The sequence below is a fragment of the Acinetobacter sp. ANC 4648 genome (genome assembly GCF_002135345.1).
In the GTDB taxonomy this organism is placed as follows: Bacteria; Pseudomonadota; Gammaproteobacteria; order Pseudomonadales; family Moraxellaceae; genus Acinetobacter.
Map to the genome: position 1 here is coordinate 93,912 of NZ_NEGI01000005.1, position 14,572 is coordinate 108,483.

Consider the following 14,572-nt stretch of genomic DNA (forward strand, 5'->3'; position numbering starts at 1 on the left):
TTAAATTAACAACTTACCAGTGATAGCTTACACCAACCTTAGCAACTGGCATCCAAGCATATTTATTCTGATTTTCAATTTTATGAGCTTCACGATCTACTGCATCTTGTGCGCTTGTAGGATTACCAACTACAGGAGATAAATTATACTGAGTAAGGTTAACATCCGGGTTACCCGTATAATAAGCACCTATTTCGGTAAATGCGCCCCAATTTTTTGTAAATTTAGGTGCAAAGCCTAAACCGACATAAGGTGCAATTTTGTTATCGTAATTCATTTGACCACGGACACCACCTTCTCGGCCAGCAGTCGTCAATTGATAGTTTTTACCATCAATAGATAGAGTATTACCATTACCAATACGTTTTGCTAGATCATAATCATTGTCTAAATAAGCTACACCAGCAGCCATATATAGACCCTGTGTCCACATATTTTGACTTGCGCCCCAAGGACGAATTTCTGCATTTAAATAGGTATTATTGTTTTTCATATCCATGTCGTATTTCGTACCGTTTACAGATACGTCATCACGCCAAGAAATATCACCCCCGTTATAACCTAATGCCAAACCGACATATGGGTTTGCTGTCCAAAGTAAAGCACCACCATAACCAGTTGTACCTACTTCAGCACGCACGCCAGTTGGAATTAATTGATTTGTTTCAAATGAATTCCAGCTATTAATCACTCGACTATCTGCCATAACTAAGCCAGAAGCAGATAGAGCTGCAGTCATTGCAAGTACTTTTAACACTTTCATTTATATCTCCTCAAAAAAGAATTTATTCTTTAATCATTAGTGTGTTTATTGCTCTCAAATGAATATTAATTAAAATCACCTTTAGAAAGAATAGTAAAATTGATTACTTTTTGTTATTTTTTGATACAAATACAATTTATTTATTGCTCTATTTATCTTTACATTTAATATTATTTAGCTTTTATATTTTAATAACCTCCTTCAGTAATTCATTCATTACAATTTACTATAAAAAATGGTTTTTTTATCTAATTTACTCACGTTTTGGTGTAGAATCTTTAAAATTTTTTTGGAAGGAAGATCATGTCTCAGCTTTCAACGACTATTGAACAAGCGTTCGAAAACCGTGCTAATTTTACTGCAATGGATTGCCCTGCAGAAGTTCGTCAAGCAGTACAAGAAGCTATTGCAGGCCTAGATAATGGCACACTTCGTGTAGCAGAAAAAATTGATGGTGAATGGATTGTTCATCAATGGTTAAAGAAAGCCGTATTGTTGTCTTTTAAACTCAATGACAATAAACCGATTGAGTCAGGCGATCTTCGTTTCTATGACAAAGTAGATACTAAATTTGCTGGTTGGACTGAAGCACAATTTAAAGCAGCTGGTGTACGTGTAGTACCACCCGCTGTTGCACGTAAAGGCAGTTTCCAAGCCAAAAATGTTGTATTGATGCCGTCTTATGTGAACATTGGTGCTTATGTTGATGAAGGCACAATGGTTGATACATGGGCAACTGTAGGCTCATGTGCACAAATTGGTAAAAATGTTCATCTTTCCGGCGGTGTCGGTATCGGTGGTGTTTTAGAGCCTTTACAAGCAAATCCAACCATTATTGAAGATAACTGCTTCATTGGTGCACGTTCTGAAATTGTTGAAGGCGTGATTGTTGAAGAAGGCTCTGTGATTTCAATGGGCGTATTCATTGGCCAATCAACCAAAATCTTTGACCGTGCAACAGGTGAAATCCATTACGGACGTGTACCCGCAGGTTCAGTTGTTGTTGCTGGTAGCCTTCCTTCTAAATGCGGTACATACAGCCTATATGCTGCTATTATTGTAAAAAAAGTAGATGCTCAAACTCGTTCTAAAACAAGCTTGAACGATCTATTACGCGAAGACTAATTTCTCGTATATTCATAGGTCTCTACGGTCAGTCATGATCGTGGAGATTTTGTTTTTATAATCTGTGGTATTTTGTTATGAATTCTCTGCGCTCAAGTGCAATCCCTGTTTCCGATCCATCTGCTGGCTTACGTATCACGGAAATATTTTATTCTTTGCAAGGAGAAGCAAATGCAGCAGGTTTACCTACCGTTTTCATTCGTTTAACAGGTTGCCCTTTACGCTGTACCTATTGTGATACGACCTATTCTTTTGAAGGTGGTGAACGTCAATCTTTAGAACAGATTATTCAGACGGCACAACATTTTAACACCCCATATATTTGTGTGACTGGTGGTGAACCCCTTGCACAACCAAATTGCATCCCATTATTACAACAACTGTGCGATTTAGGCTGTGATGTCTCCTTAGAAACCAGTGGTGCTTTAGATGTCTCTAAAGTAGATCCACGTGTTTCTAAAATTTTAGATTTAAAAACGCCTACTTCTGGTGAAGAAAAACGCAATCTTTTAAGTAACTTAGATTACTTAACAGCACATGATCAGATTAAATTCGTGATTTGTAATCGTGAAGATTATGAATGGTCAAAACGTCAACTTGAAACTTATCAGTTACACCACAAAGTTAGTACCGTATGGTTCTCTCCTGCTTTTGCAGTCGAAAAAAATATGGCACGTCTTCCCGCTTTAGCGCGTGATTTAGCGCAATGGATTTTAGACGACCAACTCCCTGTCCGCTTTCAATTACAATTACATAAATTGCTTTGGAATGATGAAACAGGTCGTTAATCCTATAATCAAATTAATTTGGAGATATTGATATGCGCACTCGCGCCATAGTTTTATTGTCAGGTGGATTAGATTCAACAACTTGCTTAGCATGGGCTCAAGCACGTTATGAATGTATCGCAATTAGCTTTATGTATGGTCAACGTTCTACAACTGAACTTGATGCAGCCAGAGCGCTCACCCAACGAGCTGGTGTCGAACATCGCGTCATTAATATTGACTTGGGGAATTTAGGTGGATCAGCACTTACAGATCTCAACATAGATATACCAGAACAAGAACAGGAAGGTATTCCTGTCACTTATGTTCCTGCACGTAACACAATTTTCTTATCTTATGCCCTTGCAGCGGCTGAGGTTTTTGGTGCTGAAGCAATTGTTATTGGCATTAATGCTGTTGATTATTCAGGATATCCAGATTGTCGCCCTGAGTTTATTGATGCCTTTGCCACGATGGCACGCTTAGCCACAAAAGTTGGGGTTGAAGGCAAACCGCTAAAATTTGAAACACCTCTGTTACATTTATCCAAAGCGAATATAATACGCTTAGGCATAGAACATGGCGTAGACTATAGCCAAACAGTTTCATGCTATCAAGCAGATAACCAAGGACGTGCATGTGGTAAATGTGATAGCTGTCGTCTTCGTAAACAAGGTTTCTTAGATGCAGGTGTTGCAGATCCAACACGCTATATACCTCAATAATCAGGTAAAGTTATGAAAAATTTCAAATCAGGTGTTATTCTCTCTACAATATTTTCTGTGGCTGCTTTATTTGGAACAGCGACACAAGCTGCTGAATCCAACCCGATTCAAGATGCCTATAAAAGCACCAATGTTAAAGCTGCTTTAATTAATGTCTGTAAAACAGAAACAGCAAAAGGTGGCAAATTAACTGCTGCTGAAGTCAGCAAGTATTGTACTTGTGCAGTTGAGTCTGATGGCAAACTCACCAATGCACAAAAATGGGAAATTCAAAGCGCGATAAATCAAAAGAAAAGCCCTGCAAGCTTAACTTTTGTACAACAGCAAAACAAAGCGTTGCAAGCATGTTTTGGCCCACAGTTAACCAGCAAATTACAGACTTTAACTGAAGCTGCAATTAAAGCTGCTCAAGCGAAGAAATAATTTTTCTGTATTACAAAAAGCCTGCTTTCGCAGGCTTTTTGTCTATCTATAAGTTGAAAAGCAATGCAACACCAATGGAAAACTAACGCCAACCATCGTAAACTTTTTGTTTCATATAGTGGTGGAAAAGACAGTACCCTTGCTTTATACCATGCCCTACAAGCTGGTGAAGTGCTCGGCTTATTGGTCATGCTTGAAGAACAAGGGGAACGCTCACGCTCCCATGCTATGTCACTTGAAATTATTCATGCTCAAGCAAATGCTATAGGCTTGCCAATCTTAATGGCACCTTCGAATTGGAGTAATTACGAAACCCAATTCTTAGATTTATTGGCTCAAGCAAAAAATCAAGGCGCTGAAGTTCTCGTCACTGGAGATTTAGACATACCTGAACATGGATGTTGGCATGATAAAGTCACAACACAAGCTGGACTTAAACTCAGTATGCCACTTTGGCAACGCCCACACCTTGATGTCATTAATGAATTTATTCAATTGGGCTTCATGACCATTATCGTCACTGTAAATCTAAACCTCGGCATGAAGATTGAAGATTTAGGTAGAATCTTAACCCACGAATACATTCAAGAATTAGAACTGCGTGGCATAGATCCGTGTGGTGAAGGTGGTGAATTCCATACCACGGTAATCGATGGTCCAATTTTTAAAACTGCAATTACAGTGAATAGAGGTGATATTCTGTATCACGAAAATTATGCCTTTTTACCACTCGAATTAGAACAGCAATCATTTTAATTAAGGACGAGAGCATGACTGAACACATCATACTTCCACAGCAAGTTTTTCCAGCTACTACAGGTGAAATAAATCTATCAGAAGTATCCACTGATTGGTTAATTCTTTATTTTTACCCTAAAGACTCTACTCCGGGCTGTACAACTCAAGCCGTGGGTTTTTCATGCTTGAAAGATCAATTTGATGCCCTAGATACAACAATTATAGGTGTATCACGCGACTCGGTGAAAGCTCATCAAAATTTCACTGAAAAACAATCACTCACTATTAATTTAATTAGTGATAAAGAAGAGATTTTGTGTAAACACTTTGATGTCATTAAAGAAAAAAATATGTACGGCAAACAAGTGATGGGCATTGAGCGATCTACTTTTATCTTCTACAAAGGTCAACTGGTGAAAGAATACCGTAAGATAAAAGCAGCAGGTCATGCTGAACAAGTACTTGAAGATTTAAAAGCTTTACAGGCAAGCTAAGTTTCTAAACTTCACGCTCATATTTATAGCGACTTTTAGTATATTACAAAGTCGCTATTTTTTTATTTCATTAAAGACAGAGCTATTACCCACATAATTATACCAATAATAAAATCTAATATTTTCCAAGATTTTGCTTGATTAAATAATGGTAAAAGTAAGCGTGCACCATAACCTAAACTATAAAAAAATATCCAAGAAGATGTAATTGCACCGAGTGCAAAATAAATTTCATAGCCAATAAATTGAGTTGAAATGGAACCCAGCAAAATCACGGTATCTAAATATACATGCGGATTTAACCATGTCAAAACCAGACAAATTGAAAGCATTTTCCAAAGATTGGACTCCTCTAAATTACGAGGAATAAGTCCTTGCTGTACTGTAAAAGCGTGATAAAAATGCTGAGCCCCATAAATGAATAAAAAAGCTGCCCCAAAATATTGGGCAATACTCACAATCACAGGGTAACTCTGAATAATTTTAGAAAATCCAAACACGCCTAATAAAATAAGAACTGAATCAGAAAATGCACACACCAAACAAACCCAAAATACATGCTGCCGATTCAGCCCTTGCTTAAGCACAAAAGCATTTTGTGCTCCTATTGCCAGAATAAGACTAAATCCAACCAGAAGCCCTTGTAAATACGGATTAAACATAACAGCAAGTCGAATAAAATTGATGCTGCAATTATCTATGCTCTCAGCCTAAGATGAGTATAATTAAAGAAATATCAGTATAACTAAGTTATTTTTAGCTTTAATATCTTTCATAGATTTCCCAAGGATAGCTCTACAATGCTACATAGTAAACAAAGTGAAGCTTTTTTAGCTGTAGCCGAAATGGGAAGTTTTGAGCTCGCAGCCGATAAACTCTGTATCACCGCATCAGCAGTAACTTTACGTGTCCAAAGCTTAGAAAAATCATTGGGCCATATTTTAATTATTCGCGAGCGCCCCTGCCGTGTGACCCATGCAGGACAAGACTTACTGCAATACCTTCAACACACCCGATTAATGCAACAAAGTTTAATGCAACAATTAATGGGAAAAACAGCCACTTCAGATTTCTATAAAGTGACTATCGCCAGCAATGCTGATTCTCTTGCCACATGGCTGTTACCTGCATTACAAGAAACCCTATTACAAGAATGCATCGCGCTTGAATTAAAAATTGAAGATCAGACTCAAACTTATACTCTACTTGAAACTGGTTTGGTTAATGCTTGTATTTCAACAGAAAATCAACCAATGAAAGGTTGTTTAGCTCAACCTTTAGGAAAGATGATTTATCGCATGGTCGCAACACCCGCGTTTTGCCAGACTTGGTTTCAGCAAGGGATCAATAGAGCAAGTTTAAAAACTGCACCTGCGGTTATTTTTAATCATAAAGATCATATTCATACTGATATGCTGTTAAAACACTATGGCCTAAAGCCAAATACTTATCCATGCCATTACATTCCCTCATCTACAGCTTTTGTTGAAGCTATTCAACTCAGTTTAGGTTTTGGGATGTTGCCAGAATTCCAAATTGGAAATCACTTAATCACAGGAGCTTTAATCGAAATTATTCCTGAAGCGTCCACCGAAATAATCTTATATTGGCATCATTGGAAACGCCAATCCGCTCAATTAGAACAGTTAACTTTTAATATTCTGCAAAAAGCTCAGCATATCCTAAATTAAAGATTAGATTTATCTTGGGTTTGATATTTATGCTGTAATTGTTTAAATATCTCTGTAGTTTGAAATTGATGTAAAAAATCACTGGTTCCTAACGGAAAAGCTGACTCAACAATTTCGCCACGGTAATACGCCTCGCGTAATGGTGTTGCAGAAATAGACCCCTTTAAACTCTCTAATTTCAACATTTCCCACTCAGGAAATAATTGCAGATAATAAGAAGACTCATCCTTAAAGTGTCCAATGAGACCAATTTTATCTTCCAATTCCACCCGCGCTGCAACCTGATTTTTCACCAGTTTGATCCATTTCACATCATTGTAGACATCAATAAGATGAACAAACTGAATTCGCTTTTGATCGCTTTCCGAAAAATTAGATAAAATCATCTGTTCACGCTCTAAAGCAGTAAATGGATTTTTAGTATTACGCTCATCCTGAGCTGAACCCAAAGCCAAAATAATCTTATAGCTTTGTTCTAATGCGATTTTTATCGTTTGCATGTGGGCCAAATGAAAAGGCTGAAAACGACCAATATAGATAAGATAATCGAAGTTATATTTCATAAAATCCATTTTTTATGAACTCATCAGTTGCAACAGAAAATTAAATATGCGACATAATAAGGTCATAAATAGTATTCGGTTTAAAGAAAGGATAGTACGATGACACTCAGTTGTATTCAACAACCACATCAACATTTAGATGCAAAATTAGAAGATGGCGTACTGACTTTAGCTATTCAGCGTGCTGAAGCAAAGAATGCATTGTATGGTGAACTTTATTTATGGATTGCTCAAGCCTTAGATGAAGCTGATCAGGATAAAGACGTGCGTGTCACCATTTTACGGGGTGCTGATGCAGATTTCACTGCAGGCAATGACATGAAAGACTTTATGGCTTTTATTCAAACTCCACAACAAGGTAAAGCCGGTGATGCACCTCCATTCGTGTTATTAAAATCGGCAGCGCGTTTTTCTAAACCGTTAATTTGTGCTGTCCGCGGTGTGGCGATTGGTATTGGCGTGACGGTATTGTTACATGCAGATTTAGTCTATAGTGATAATACTGCCCTATTCCAGATTCCTTTTGTCAGCCTAGGTCTTTCTCCTGAAGGTGCTGCAAGCAAGTTACTGATCCAACAAGCTGGCTATCATAAAGCTGCGGAACTTCTCTTAACCGCACAGAAATTTAACAGTGAAAAAGCTTTGAATGCAGGTTTAGTTAATAGCATTGAAGCTGATGTTTATGCGCATGCTTTAAAACAAGCACAAACGATGGCAGCTTTACCATTGGCATCATTAAAACAAACGAAAGCACTCATGAAACATAATCTTCAGGAAATTGTAGATTGTATTGATCATGAAGCTGAAATTTTTATGCAACGAGTGAAATCACCAGAAATGGCTGAAGCACTTTCAGCCTTTATGCAAAAACGTAAACCTGATTTTGCACAATTCAATTAATTTATTCTGCTTATGCATAAAAAACCACTGAGTGATGAAAATTACTGAGTGGTTTTATATTTTATAGTACGCTTAAACAAGCAATGTTTAAAATCTGAGTAATAAATATGACTAATCCAACTCAAACTGATAAAAAACGTTATTACGAACCTGCTCCGCAGGATATTGATGTTGATAACTTTAAAAAAGTGCTTGAAAGCCGTCGTTCGGTGCGTAAATTTACCAACAAAGCCATTCCTGCTGACATTTTAGATGCTTGTTTAGATCTTGCTTTATTAGCACCCAACTCCTCTAATTTACAACCTTGGACTTTTTATGTCGTGCAATCAGCAGGGAAGAAAAAACAACTGATTAAAGCTTGTTTGAGTCAGTTGGCTGCAAAAACAGCATCTGAGTTAATTGTATGCGTAGCCCGTACAGACCGGATTGATGAAATGGCGAAAAAGAATATTAGTGAGTTTCCTTTCCCAGAAGCACCTGCAACCGTACAAAAATATTATCGTTTTATTCCATATAATTATAAAACAGGATATTTAAACGCACTCGGTAACTTTAAGAAAGTTGCTTTTAAAGTAGTACGCCAATTTAATCAACAATTACCTGTGACTGCTTTTAATCCAGCAGATGCAAAGCTTTGGGCAAGCAAGACCACCGCATTAGCATGTGAAAATTTTGTACTTGCTTTACGTGCTTATGGATTTGATAGTTGCATGATGGAAGGTTTTGACGAACCTTTGGTCGGTAAAATCTTAAACTTGGGTAATCAAGAATATCCGGTGATGGTGATTGCTGCGGGTGAACGAGCTAAAGATGGCGTGTTCTTTCCACAATATCGTTTTGACCGTGATTTATTTATTCAGAAAGTATAAAACTGCATGAAAATAGTTATTCAATTTTAATAATTTGAATAAACTCAAAAGCAGGCTCTTCATAAGGATGGCTTGCTTTTAAAGCTTCTGCAACTTGTGAAGCTTTATCTTCCGCCACAATGGTTTCGACACGCCATTCAGGAATTTGTTCCAATGTATCTAATTCACCAATGAATGGATTTGCACTTTTTACAGGTTTAAATTGTCCTGTTCCTAACACTTGCCATGCACAATGTTCATAATTGCCAATACCGCCTGCCCCTGCTTCAAAGATAGCAAATTTGGTGGATTCAATGTGAGATTCGGGAACGTAATAGATAAGTTTAAGCATTGGATTTAATATATGTAAAATTCATCTAATACTAATTTATACTAAATCAATTACAAATAAACTAAAAATTAGCAATGGCTAAAACATTTGAACAACTATGGCATTTTTATTTCCCAAATAAAGTGCCTGCAAGAAATTTAATTTATCATTATTTTAAAAAATCTTTCATTCGTTTCCATAGCCTGCCACAATCGAAAAGATATGCTGAGTCAGTAAAAGAATATAATTTGTTATTAACAAGACAAAATCAAATCATTACTGATTGCTTTGGAATGGATACATCCATTTTTATAGTGACTACTAAACATTTTTATCATATAAATGGACACCCTCTATTTAATATTCAAAAGTCTCTTCAATACAATCTAATCCCAACTCTTGCAATCAATTTACACTTAGCCGTACCCGATTATTACAACGATGCATCAGATAAAGATCTATTTATAATGCCTTTCTATGTTAAAACTATTTGGCAACCCAATATTCATAACGATTTACTCACAAAAATAGCAGATGACAAAACTTCGGCTTTATTTATTTCCTTTGAGAAAAATATCATTGTTGCACCATATGATGGCGGTATAGATTTTATTATCCAAGATAAATATTTAAAACAGCATTTAAAAGAAAAGTATAAGGACTGGTTACCTCCACAAGATAACGATTAGTAAAAAAACCGCATCACAGTGGCTTTTCTATTAAATATTCAACATATACCCCAAGATCACAAATAACACTTGTAATCCAACAACCATACTAAACAACATCCAACCTTTTTGGCGAAGTGCCACTTTATCAATACTTGAATAATTAACTGTTTTTATCATTTTGTCACCTCATTCTTTGACTTAGCATTGAATATATTTGGAGCAAAACATTTATCCTTATATCCCTAATTTAACTGATGCAAAAAATAAACCAAATTTTCAACTGTAACTATTTATTCTCAACATATAGACCAAAAAAAAGCCCCTTACGGAGCTTTTTCAAAGCAATCTTTCAATTAACCAATAAATTTACGTGCATTACGGAACATACGCAACCATGCACCATCTTCAGTCCATTCTTCAGGTTTCCAAGAATGTTGAAGAGCGCGGAAGTTACGTTCAGGGTGCGGCATCATAATCGTTGCACGACCATCTTTAGACGTCACACCTGAAATTGCATCTGGTGAACCATTCGGATTCATTGGGTATTGTTGTGTTGCATTACCAAAGCTATCGACATAACGTAAAATCACTTGGTTACCTGCATTCAATGCAGCAATGTTCGCTTCTGGTGCAACCACACGGCCTTCGCCATGCGCAACTGCGATTGGTAAAATCGAACCTTCCATGTCTTGCAACAAGACTGAATTCGATTTTTCAACACGTACATTCACTGCACGTGCTTCAAACATTTCCGAAGTATTACGGTGGAAACGTGGCCAAGCATCCGCACCCGGAATGAGCGGTGCAAGTTGTGACAACATTTGACAACCGTTACAAATACCTAAAGAGAAGGTTTCATCACGGTTAAAGAATTTTTCAAATTGATCACGAAGCTTCGGATTGAACAGAACTGATTTTGCCCAACCACCACCAGCACCCATGACATCACCGTAAGAGAAACCGCCACAAGCCACTAGACCTTCAAAATCGTCTAAATCGATACGACCTGCAAGTAAATCACTCATGTGAACATCAACTGTAGTGAAACCCACTTTATCAAATGCCGCTGCCATTTCAACATGACCATTTACACCCTGTTCACGTAAAATCACCATGTTCGGGCGACGTGAATTGATATATGGCGCTTCAATTTCTTCGTTTAAATCAAATGTCGGTTGTGCGATTAAACCTTTATGTTCTTTGTTAGCAATCAAACTATATTCTTGATCTGCAGTCTCTACATTGTCACGTAAGCGCTGAATTTGATACGACACTTCAGTCCACGCTTGTTGCAATTCAGTACGGCCTAAATTCAAACCATTTACAGTTAAAGCATCAGTTGTATTCACTGTGCCCACAACCGTGATTGCATCTTTCAATGTAGAAGCTGCAACTTCAGCTTGAAGTTCAACCCAATCAGCTACAGTGATTTGTAATACTGCACCAATTTCTTCAGCAAATAAGCTTTCAATTGTTTGATCTTCAAGTGCCACACCCAAGCGTGAAGCAAACATCATTTCAGTAATTGTTGCCAACAAACCGCCATCACCAATGTCATGGTAAGCTTTGATTAAGCCACGGTTGTTCCAATCTTGCACTAAAGCAAAGAATGCTTTGAAGTCATCAAAACTATCAACATCTGGCGTGATTGAACCAATTGCTTTATAGACTTGTGCAAGGATCGAACCACCTAAACGGAATTGCCCTTTAGATAAATCGATACGAACAAGGACTGAATCAAGATTTTTTAATTCAGGCGTCATTGTCTGACGAACATCAAGTACTGGTGCAAATGCAGTAATTACCCCTGTCATTGGTGAAGTTACAGATTTATCTTCACCTTCATCATTCCAAGTGGTACGCATAGAAAGTGAATCTTTACCGACGGGAATCGCAATACCCAACGCAGGACACATTTCCATACCGATGGCTTTCACACCTTCAAATAAAGCTTGATCTTCACCTTGTTGCCCCGCTGCTGCCATCCAGTTTGCCGATAATTTAATATCACTAATCTGGTCAATACGAGAACACATAATGTTTGAAATTGACTCAGCCACTGCTAAACGTGCAGAAGCTGCAGGATTTAACAATGCCACAGGTGGACGTTCACCCATTGCCATCGCTTCACCGGTGAAGCCTTGTAAACTTGTGGTCGTTACTGCTGCATCTGCAACAGGAACCTGCCAAGGGCCAACCATTTGGTCACGTGCAACCATACCCGTAATCGAACGGTCACCAATGGTAATCAAGAACGATTTAGATGCAACTGTTGGATTTTTCAAGACACGGTAAATCGCCTCTTTTAAATCGACAACTTTAGCTGCATTAAAATCATCACCTTGACGATCAATTGTTTCGTACGAACGTTGCATGCGAGGTGTACCACCCAACATGACTTGCATTGGCATATCAACAGCTTTGTTGCCAAATAATGGGTCTTCAACTGTTAAATGACGTGCTTCAGTTGCTTCACCCAATACTGCAAACGGACAGCGTTCACGTGCACAGATTGATTCAAATAATTCTAAAGAACTTGGACGAATCGCCAATACATAACGTTCCTGAGCTTCATTCGACCAGATTTCCATTGGAGACATGCCTGGCTCTAATGACGGAATCTTACGAAGATCAAGTACTGCACCGAGTTCATGGTCATTTACCAGCTCAGGCATAGCATTGGAAACACCACCCGCACCCACGTCATGTACAGACACGATTGGGTTAAAGTCTTCCATACGCCAGCAGGTATCAATCACTTCTTGGCAGCGGCGTTCCATTTCTGGATTTTCACGTTGTACCGAAGCAAAATCGAGGTTTTCACCGAGTTTGCCACTGTCTACAGAAGATGCAGCCCCACCGCCTAAACCGATGAGCATTGCAGGGCCACCCAAAACAATGAGTAAATCACCTGGTTGAATCGCATCTTTTTCGACATGATCAGGACGAATATTACCGTAACCGCCAGCAATCATAATTGGTTTATGGAAACCTTTTACATCACCATTTACGTTTTGTTCGAATGTACGGAAGTAACCATTTAAAGCAGGGCGACCAAATTCGTTATTAAATGCAGCACCACCTAAAGGACCATCAATCATGATCTGAAGTGGAGATGCCATACGCGATGGTTTACCGTAATTATCTTCCCAAGGTTGTTCAAAACCAGGAATATTTAAGTTTGAAACGGTAAAAGCCGTTAAACCTGCTTTAGGTTTACCACCACGACCTGTTGCACCCTCATCACGAATTTCACCACCGGAACCCGTAGCAGCACCAGCAAATGGTGCAATTGCGGTTGGATGGTTATGTGTTTCCACTTTCATTAAGATATGAGCAGCTTGACTCTTATATTTATAAACGTGACGACCATTTTCATCTGCTTTTGGATAAAAACGTTGTGTATCAAAACCTACAATGACTGAAGCATTGTCTTTATAAGCAGACAATACATCTGTTGGTGATTCTTTATAGGTATTTTTAATCATTTGGAACAATGATAAAGGTTGTTTTTTACCATCAATGGTCCACTCTGAACCAAAAATTTTATGACGGCAATGCTCAGAGTTTGCTTGCGCAAACATCATCAACTCGATGTCATTTGGGTTACGACCCATTTTTATAAAAGCTTCAGTCAGGTAATCAATTTCTTCCATTGATAACGCAAAACCGAATTCATTATTGGCCTTAACTAAAGCCTCTTTACCTTGACCTAAAATATCAATTGAGTTCAAAGGCTTGGGTGCTGTTTCTAAAAACAATGCCGCAGCATCATCAATATGATTGAAAACGCTTTCTGTCATACGATCATGTAAGACTTGTTTTACTTCATGGGTGATTTCAGAAACACCTTTTAAAGTAAACAAAACACCGCGTTCTAGGCGGTGTATCGGCGTATTACAGTTGGCAAAAATATCAGTCGCTTTTGATGACCACGGAGAAATAGTTCCCAAACGTGGTGTCACTAAAATCTGGACTTCATCACTTGCTACTTGGCGTAATTCAAACGATTCACCATCATTTAAAAGCTGTAATGCTGATTGCTGTTGTTGCTCGTTGAGCGCTTGGTCAAACAGATAAACCCATTGGCTATCGCAAGATTGAACCGAACTAATTGACGATAAACGTGATAATAGTTGAGTTTTCTTAAAGGTAGAATGTGCTGATGCACCGGCCACGATAAACATGCTGATTTTAGCTCCACGGGCAGGTCTAGGACAACCATACCGCAAGTGACTTGAAGAGAGCGCATATTCTACTGTGAAAGCATATTTTCAGCTAGTCATATCCACTTTAAAAAAATGACTTTTATTGCTTGAAGCCTTTTTATTTACATCAAATATCATATTTTTTAAGTAATTTTTAACAAATATTTTATTTAAATGAAAAAATCGACTCATCTATACGATGATTTTCTGTAATCTAAACATCACTTATCAGTATAAATTCTCACCAACAAGCAATACAGTATCAACATCAATATACTATTTTCAATATCGATGTTGGTACGAATACAACTTAATCCACTTAACT

At 37.8% G+C, this 14,572-nt stretch carries 16 protein-coding genes; 10 read left to right on the forward strand and 6 right to left on the reverse strand.

Translation table 11 applies throughout. The features are described from left to right. Nucleotides 1–13 precede the first annotated feature (13 nt). Nucleotides 14–763 (reverse strand): ornithine uptake porin CarO, encoded by a 750-nt coding sequence (gene carO / locus B9T27_RS09990; protein ID WP_086206684.1) that lies wholly within the window; start codon nt 761–763, stop codon nt 14–16. Between the two features lie 303 nt (nt 764–1,066). Here carO and dapD point away from each other — a divergent pair, with 303 nt between their 5' ends. The 6 genes from dapD to B9T27_RS10020 all read left to right on the forward strand — a co-directional run bounded on the left by dapD (nt 1,067) and on the right by B9T27_RS10020 (nt 5,035). Beyond that, on the forward strand, nt 1,067–1,888 hold the full coding sequence (dapD, locus tag B9T27_RS09995) for a 2,3,4,5-tetrahydropyridine-2,6-dicarboxylate N-succinyltransferase (RefSeq protein WP_086206685.1): 822 nt from the start codon (nt 1,067–1,069) through the stop codon (nt 1,886–1,888). A 77-nt stretch (nt 1,889–1,965) separates the two neighbouring features. Beyond that, nucleotides 1,966–2,676 carry a 7-carboxy-7-deazaguanine synthase QueE gene (queE, locus tag B9T27_RS10000; RefSeq protein ID WP_086206686.1) on the forward strand — a complete coding sequence of 237 codons (711 nt, stop codon included), beginning with the start codon at nt 1,966–1,968 and terminating at the stop codon, nt 2,674–2,676. Between the two features lie 32 nt (nt 2,677–2,708). Then, nucleotides 2,709–3,380, forward strand: a complete 672-nt coding sequence (gene queC, locus B9T27_RS10005) for a 7-cyano-7-deazaguanine synthase QueC (protein WP_086206687.1) — start codon at nt 2,709–2,711, stop codon at nt 3,378–3,380. A gap of 12 nt (nt 3,381–3,392) precedes the next feature. Further along, nucleotides 3,393–3,803 carry a hypothetical protein gene (locus B9T27_RS10010; RefSeq protein WP_086206688.1) on the forward strand — a complete coding sequence of 137 codons (411 nt, stop codon included), beginning with the start codon at nt 3,393–3,395 and terminating at the stop codon, nt 3,801–3,803. 63 nt (nt 3,804–3,866) lie between these two features. Beyond that, a complete protein-coding gene (locus tag B9T27_RS10015; RefSeq protein ID WP_086206689.1) occupies nt 3,867–4,559 on the forward strand; it encodes a diphthine--ammonia ligase in 693 nt (230 codons plus the stop codon). A 14-nt stretch (nt 4,560–4,573) separates the two neighbouring features. Continuing rightward, complete coding sequence (locus B9T27_RS10020) at nt 4,574–5,035, forward strand: peroxiredoxin (protein WP_086206690.1); 462 nt, start codon at nt 4,574–4,576, stop codon at nt 5,033–5,035. Between the two features lie 62 nt (nt 5,036–5,097). Here B9T27_RS10020 and B9T27_RS10025 read toward each other — a convergent pair whose 3' ends face one another. Further along, nucleotides 5,098–5,697 carry a LysE/ArgO family amino acid transporter gene (locus B9T27_RS10025; protein WP_086206691.1) on the reverse strand — a complete coding sequence of 200 codons (600 nt, stop codon included), beginning with the start codon at nt 5,695–5,697 and terminating at the stop codon, nt 5,098–5,100. A gap of 138 nt (nt 5,698–5,835) precedes the next feature. On the opposite strand from B9T27_RS10025, the gene B9T27_RS10030 reads away from it, so the two are divergent. Beyond that, nucleotides 5,836–6,726: a LysR family transcriptional regulator ArgP gene (locus B9T27_RS10030; RefSeq protein ID WP_086206692.1), complete on the forward strand. Its 891-nt coding sequence runs from the start codon at nt 5,836–5,838 to the stop codon at nt 6,724–6,726. Here the strand turns inward: B9T27_RS10030 and B9T27_RS10035 are convergent. Further along, complete coding sequence (locus B9T27_RS10035) at nt 6,723–7,289, reverse strand: nicotinate-nicotinamide nucleotide adenylyltransferase (RefSeq protein WP_086206872.1); 567 nt, start codon at nt 7,287–7,289, stop codon at nt 6,723–6,725. The genes B9T27_RS10030 and B9T27_RS10035 overlap by 4 nt on opposite strands. A gap of 99 nt (nt 7,290–7,388) precedes the next feature. Between B9T27_RS10035 and B9T27_RS10040 the strand changes: the two genes are divergently transcribed. After that, the gene (locus tag B9T27_RS10040; protein ID WP_086206693.1) at nt 7,389–8,189 is read left to right on the forward strand and encodes an enoyl-CoA hydratase-related protein; all 801 of its coding nucleotides are present in this window, start codon (nt 7,389–7,391) and stop codon (nt 8,187–8,189) included. A gap of 107 nt (nt 8,190–8,296) precedes the next feature. Beyond that, entirely contained in the window at nt 8,297–9,058 is a 762-nt protein-coding gene (locus B9T27_RS10045) for a nitroreductase family protein (RefSeq protein ID WP_086206694.1), read from the forward strand. A 16-nt stretch (nt 9,059–9,074) separates the two neighbouring features. Here the strand turns inward: B9T27_RS10045 and B9T27_RS10050 are convergent, their stop codons facing one another. Next, nucleotides 9,075–9,389 carry an NGG1p interacting factor NIF3 gene (locus tag B9T27_RS10050; RefSeq protein WP_086206695.1) on the reverse strand — a complete coding sequence of 105 codons (315 nt, stop codon included), beginning with the start codon at nt 9,387–9,389 and terminating at the stop codon, nt 9,075–9,077. A gap of 74 nt (nt 9,390–9,463) precedes the next feature. Between B9T27_RS10050 and B9T27_RS10055 the strand changes: the two genes are divergently transcribed. After that, nucleotides 9,464–10,057 carry a hypothetical protein gene (locus B9T27_RS10055; protein ID WP_086206696.1) on the forward strand — a complete coding sequence of 198 codons (594 nt, stop codon included), beginning with the start codon at nt 9,464–9,466 and terminating at the stop codon, nt 10,055–10,057. A gap of 30 nt (nt 10,058–10,087) precedes the next feature. Here B9T27_RS10055 and B9T27_RS15140 read toward each other — a convergent pair whose 3' ends face one another. Next, nucleotides 10,088–10,216, reverse strand: coding sequence for a KGW motif small protein (locus B9T27_RS15140; protein ID WP_265733422.1), 129 nt, complete (start codon nt 10,214–10,216; stop codon nt 10,088–10,090). A gap of 176 nt (nt 10,217–10,392) precedes the next feature. Further along, a complete protein-coding gene (gene purL, locus B9T27_RS10060) occupies nt 10,393–14,226 on the reverse strand; it encodes a phosphoribosylformylglycinamidine synthase (RefSeq protein WP_086206697.1) in 3,834 nt (1,277 codons plus the stop codon). Nucleotides 14,227–14,572: the final 346 nt, after the last annotated feature.

Coding starts and splice junctions, on each gene's coding strand:
- B9T27_RS10050 (WP_086206695.1), bottom strand. CDS start 9,389: ATGCTTAAACTTATCTATTACGTTCCCGAATCTCACATTGAATCCACC.
- B9T27_RS10055 (WP_086206696.1), top strand. CDS start 9,464: ATGGCTAAAACATTTGAACAACTATGGCATTTTTATTTCCCAAATAAA.
- queE (WP_086206686.1), top strand. CDS start 1,966: ATGAATTCTCTGCGCTCAAGTGCAATCCCTGTTTCCGATCCATCTGCT.
- B9T27_RS10035 (WP_086206872.1), bottom strand. CDS start 7,289: ATGAAATATAACTTCGATTATCTTATCTATATTGGTCGTTTTCAGCCT.
- purL (WP_086206697.1), bottom strand. CDS start 14,226: ATGTTTATCGTGGCCGGTGCATCAGCACATTCTACCTTTAAGAAAACT.
- B9T27_RS10010 (WP_086206688.1), top strand. CDS start 3,393: ATGAAAAATTTCAAATCAGGTGTTATTCTCTCTACAATATTTTCTGTG.
- dapD (WP_086206685.1), top strand. CDS start 1,067: ATGTCTCAGCTTTCAACGACTATTGAACAAGCGTTCGAAAACCGTGCT.
- B9T27_RS15140 (WP_265733422.1), bottom strand. CDS start 10,216: ATGATAAAAACAGTTAATTATTCAAGTATTGATAAAGTGGCACTTCGC.
- B9T27_RS10045 (WP_086206694.1), top strand. CDS start 8,297: ATGACTAATCCAACTCAAACTGATAAAAAACGTTATTACGAACCTGCT.
- B9T27_RS10040 (WP_086206693.1), top strand. CDS start 7,389: ATGACACTCAGTTGTATTCAACAACCACATCAACATTTAGATGCAAAA.
- B9T27_RS10015 (WP_086206689.1), top strand. CDS start 3,867: ATGCAACACCAATGGAAAACTAACGCCAACCATCGTAAACTTTTTGTT.
- B9T27_RS10030 (WP_086206692.1), top strand. CDS start 5,836: ATGCTACATAGTAAACAAAGTGAAGCTTTTTTAGCTGTAGCCGAAATG.
- carO (WP_086206684.1), bottom strand. CDS start 763: ATGAAAGTGTTAAAAGTACTTGCAATGACTGCAGCTCTATCTGCTTCT.
- B9T27_RS10020 (WP_086206690.1), top strand. CDS start 4,574: ATGACTGAACACATCATACTTCCACAGCAAGTTTTTCCAGCTACTACA.
- B9T27_RS10025 (WP_086206691.1), bottom strand. CDS start 5,697: ATGTTTAATCCGTATTTACAAGGGCTTCTGGTTGGATTTAGTCTTATT.
- queC (WP_086206687.1), top strand. CDS start 2,709: ATGCGCACTCGCGCCATAGTTTTATTGTCAGGTGGATTAGATTCAACA.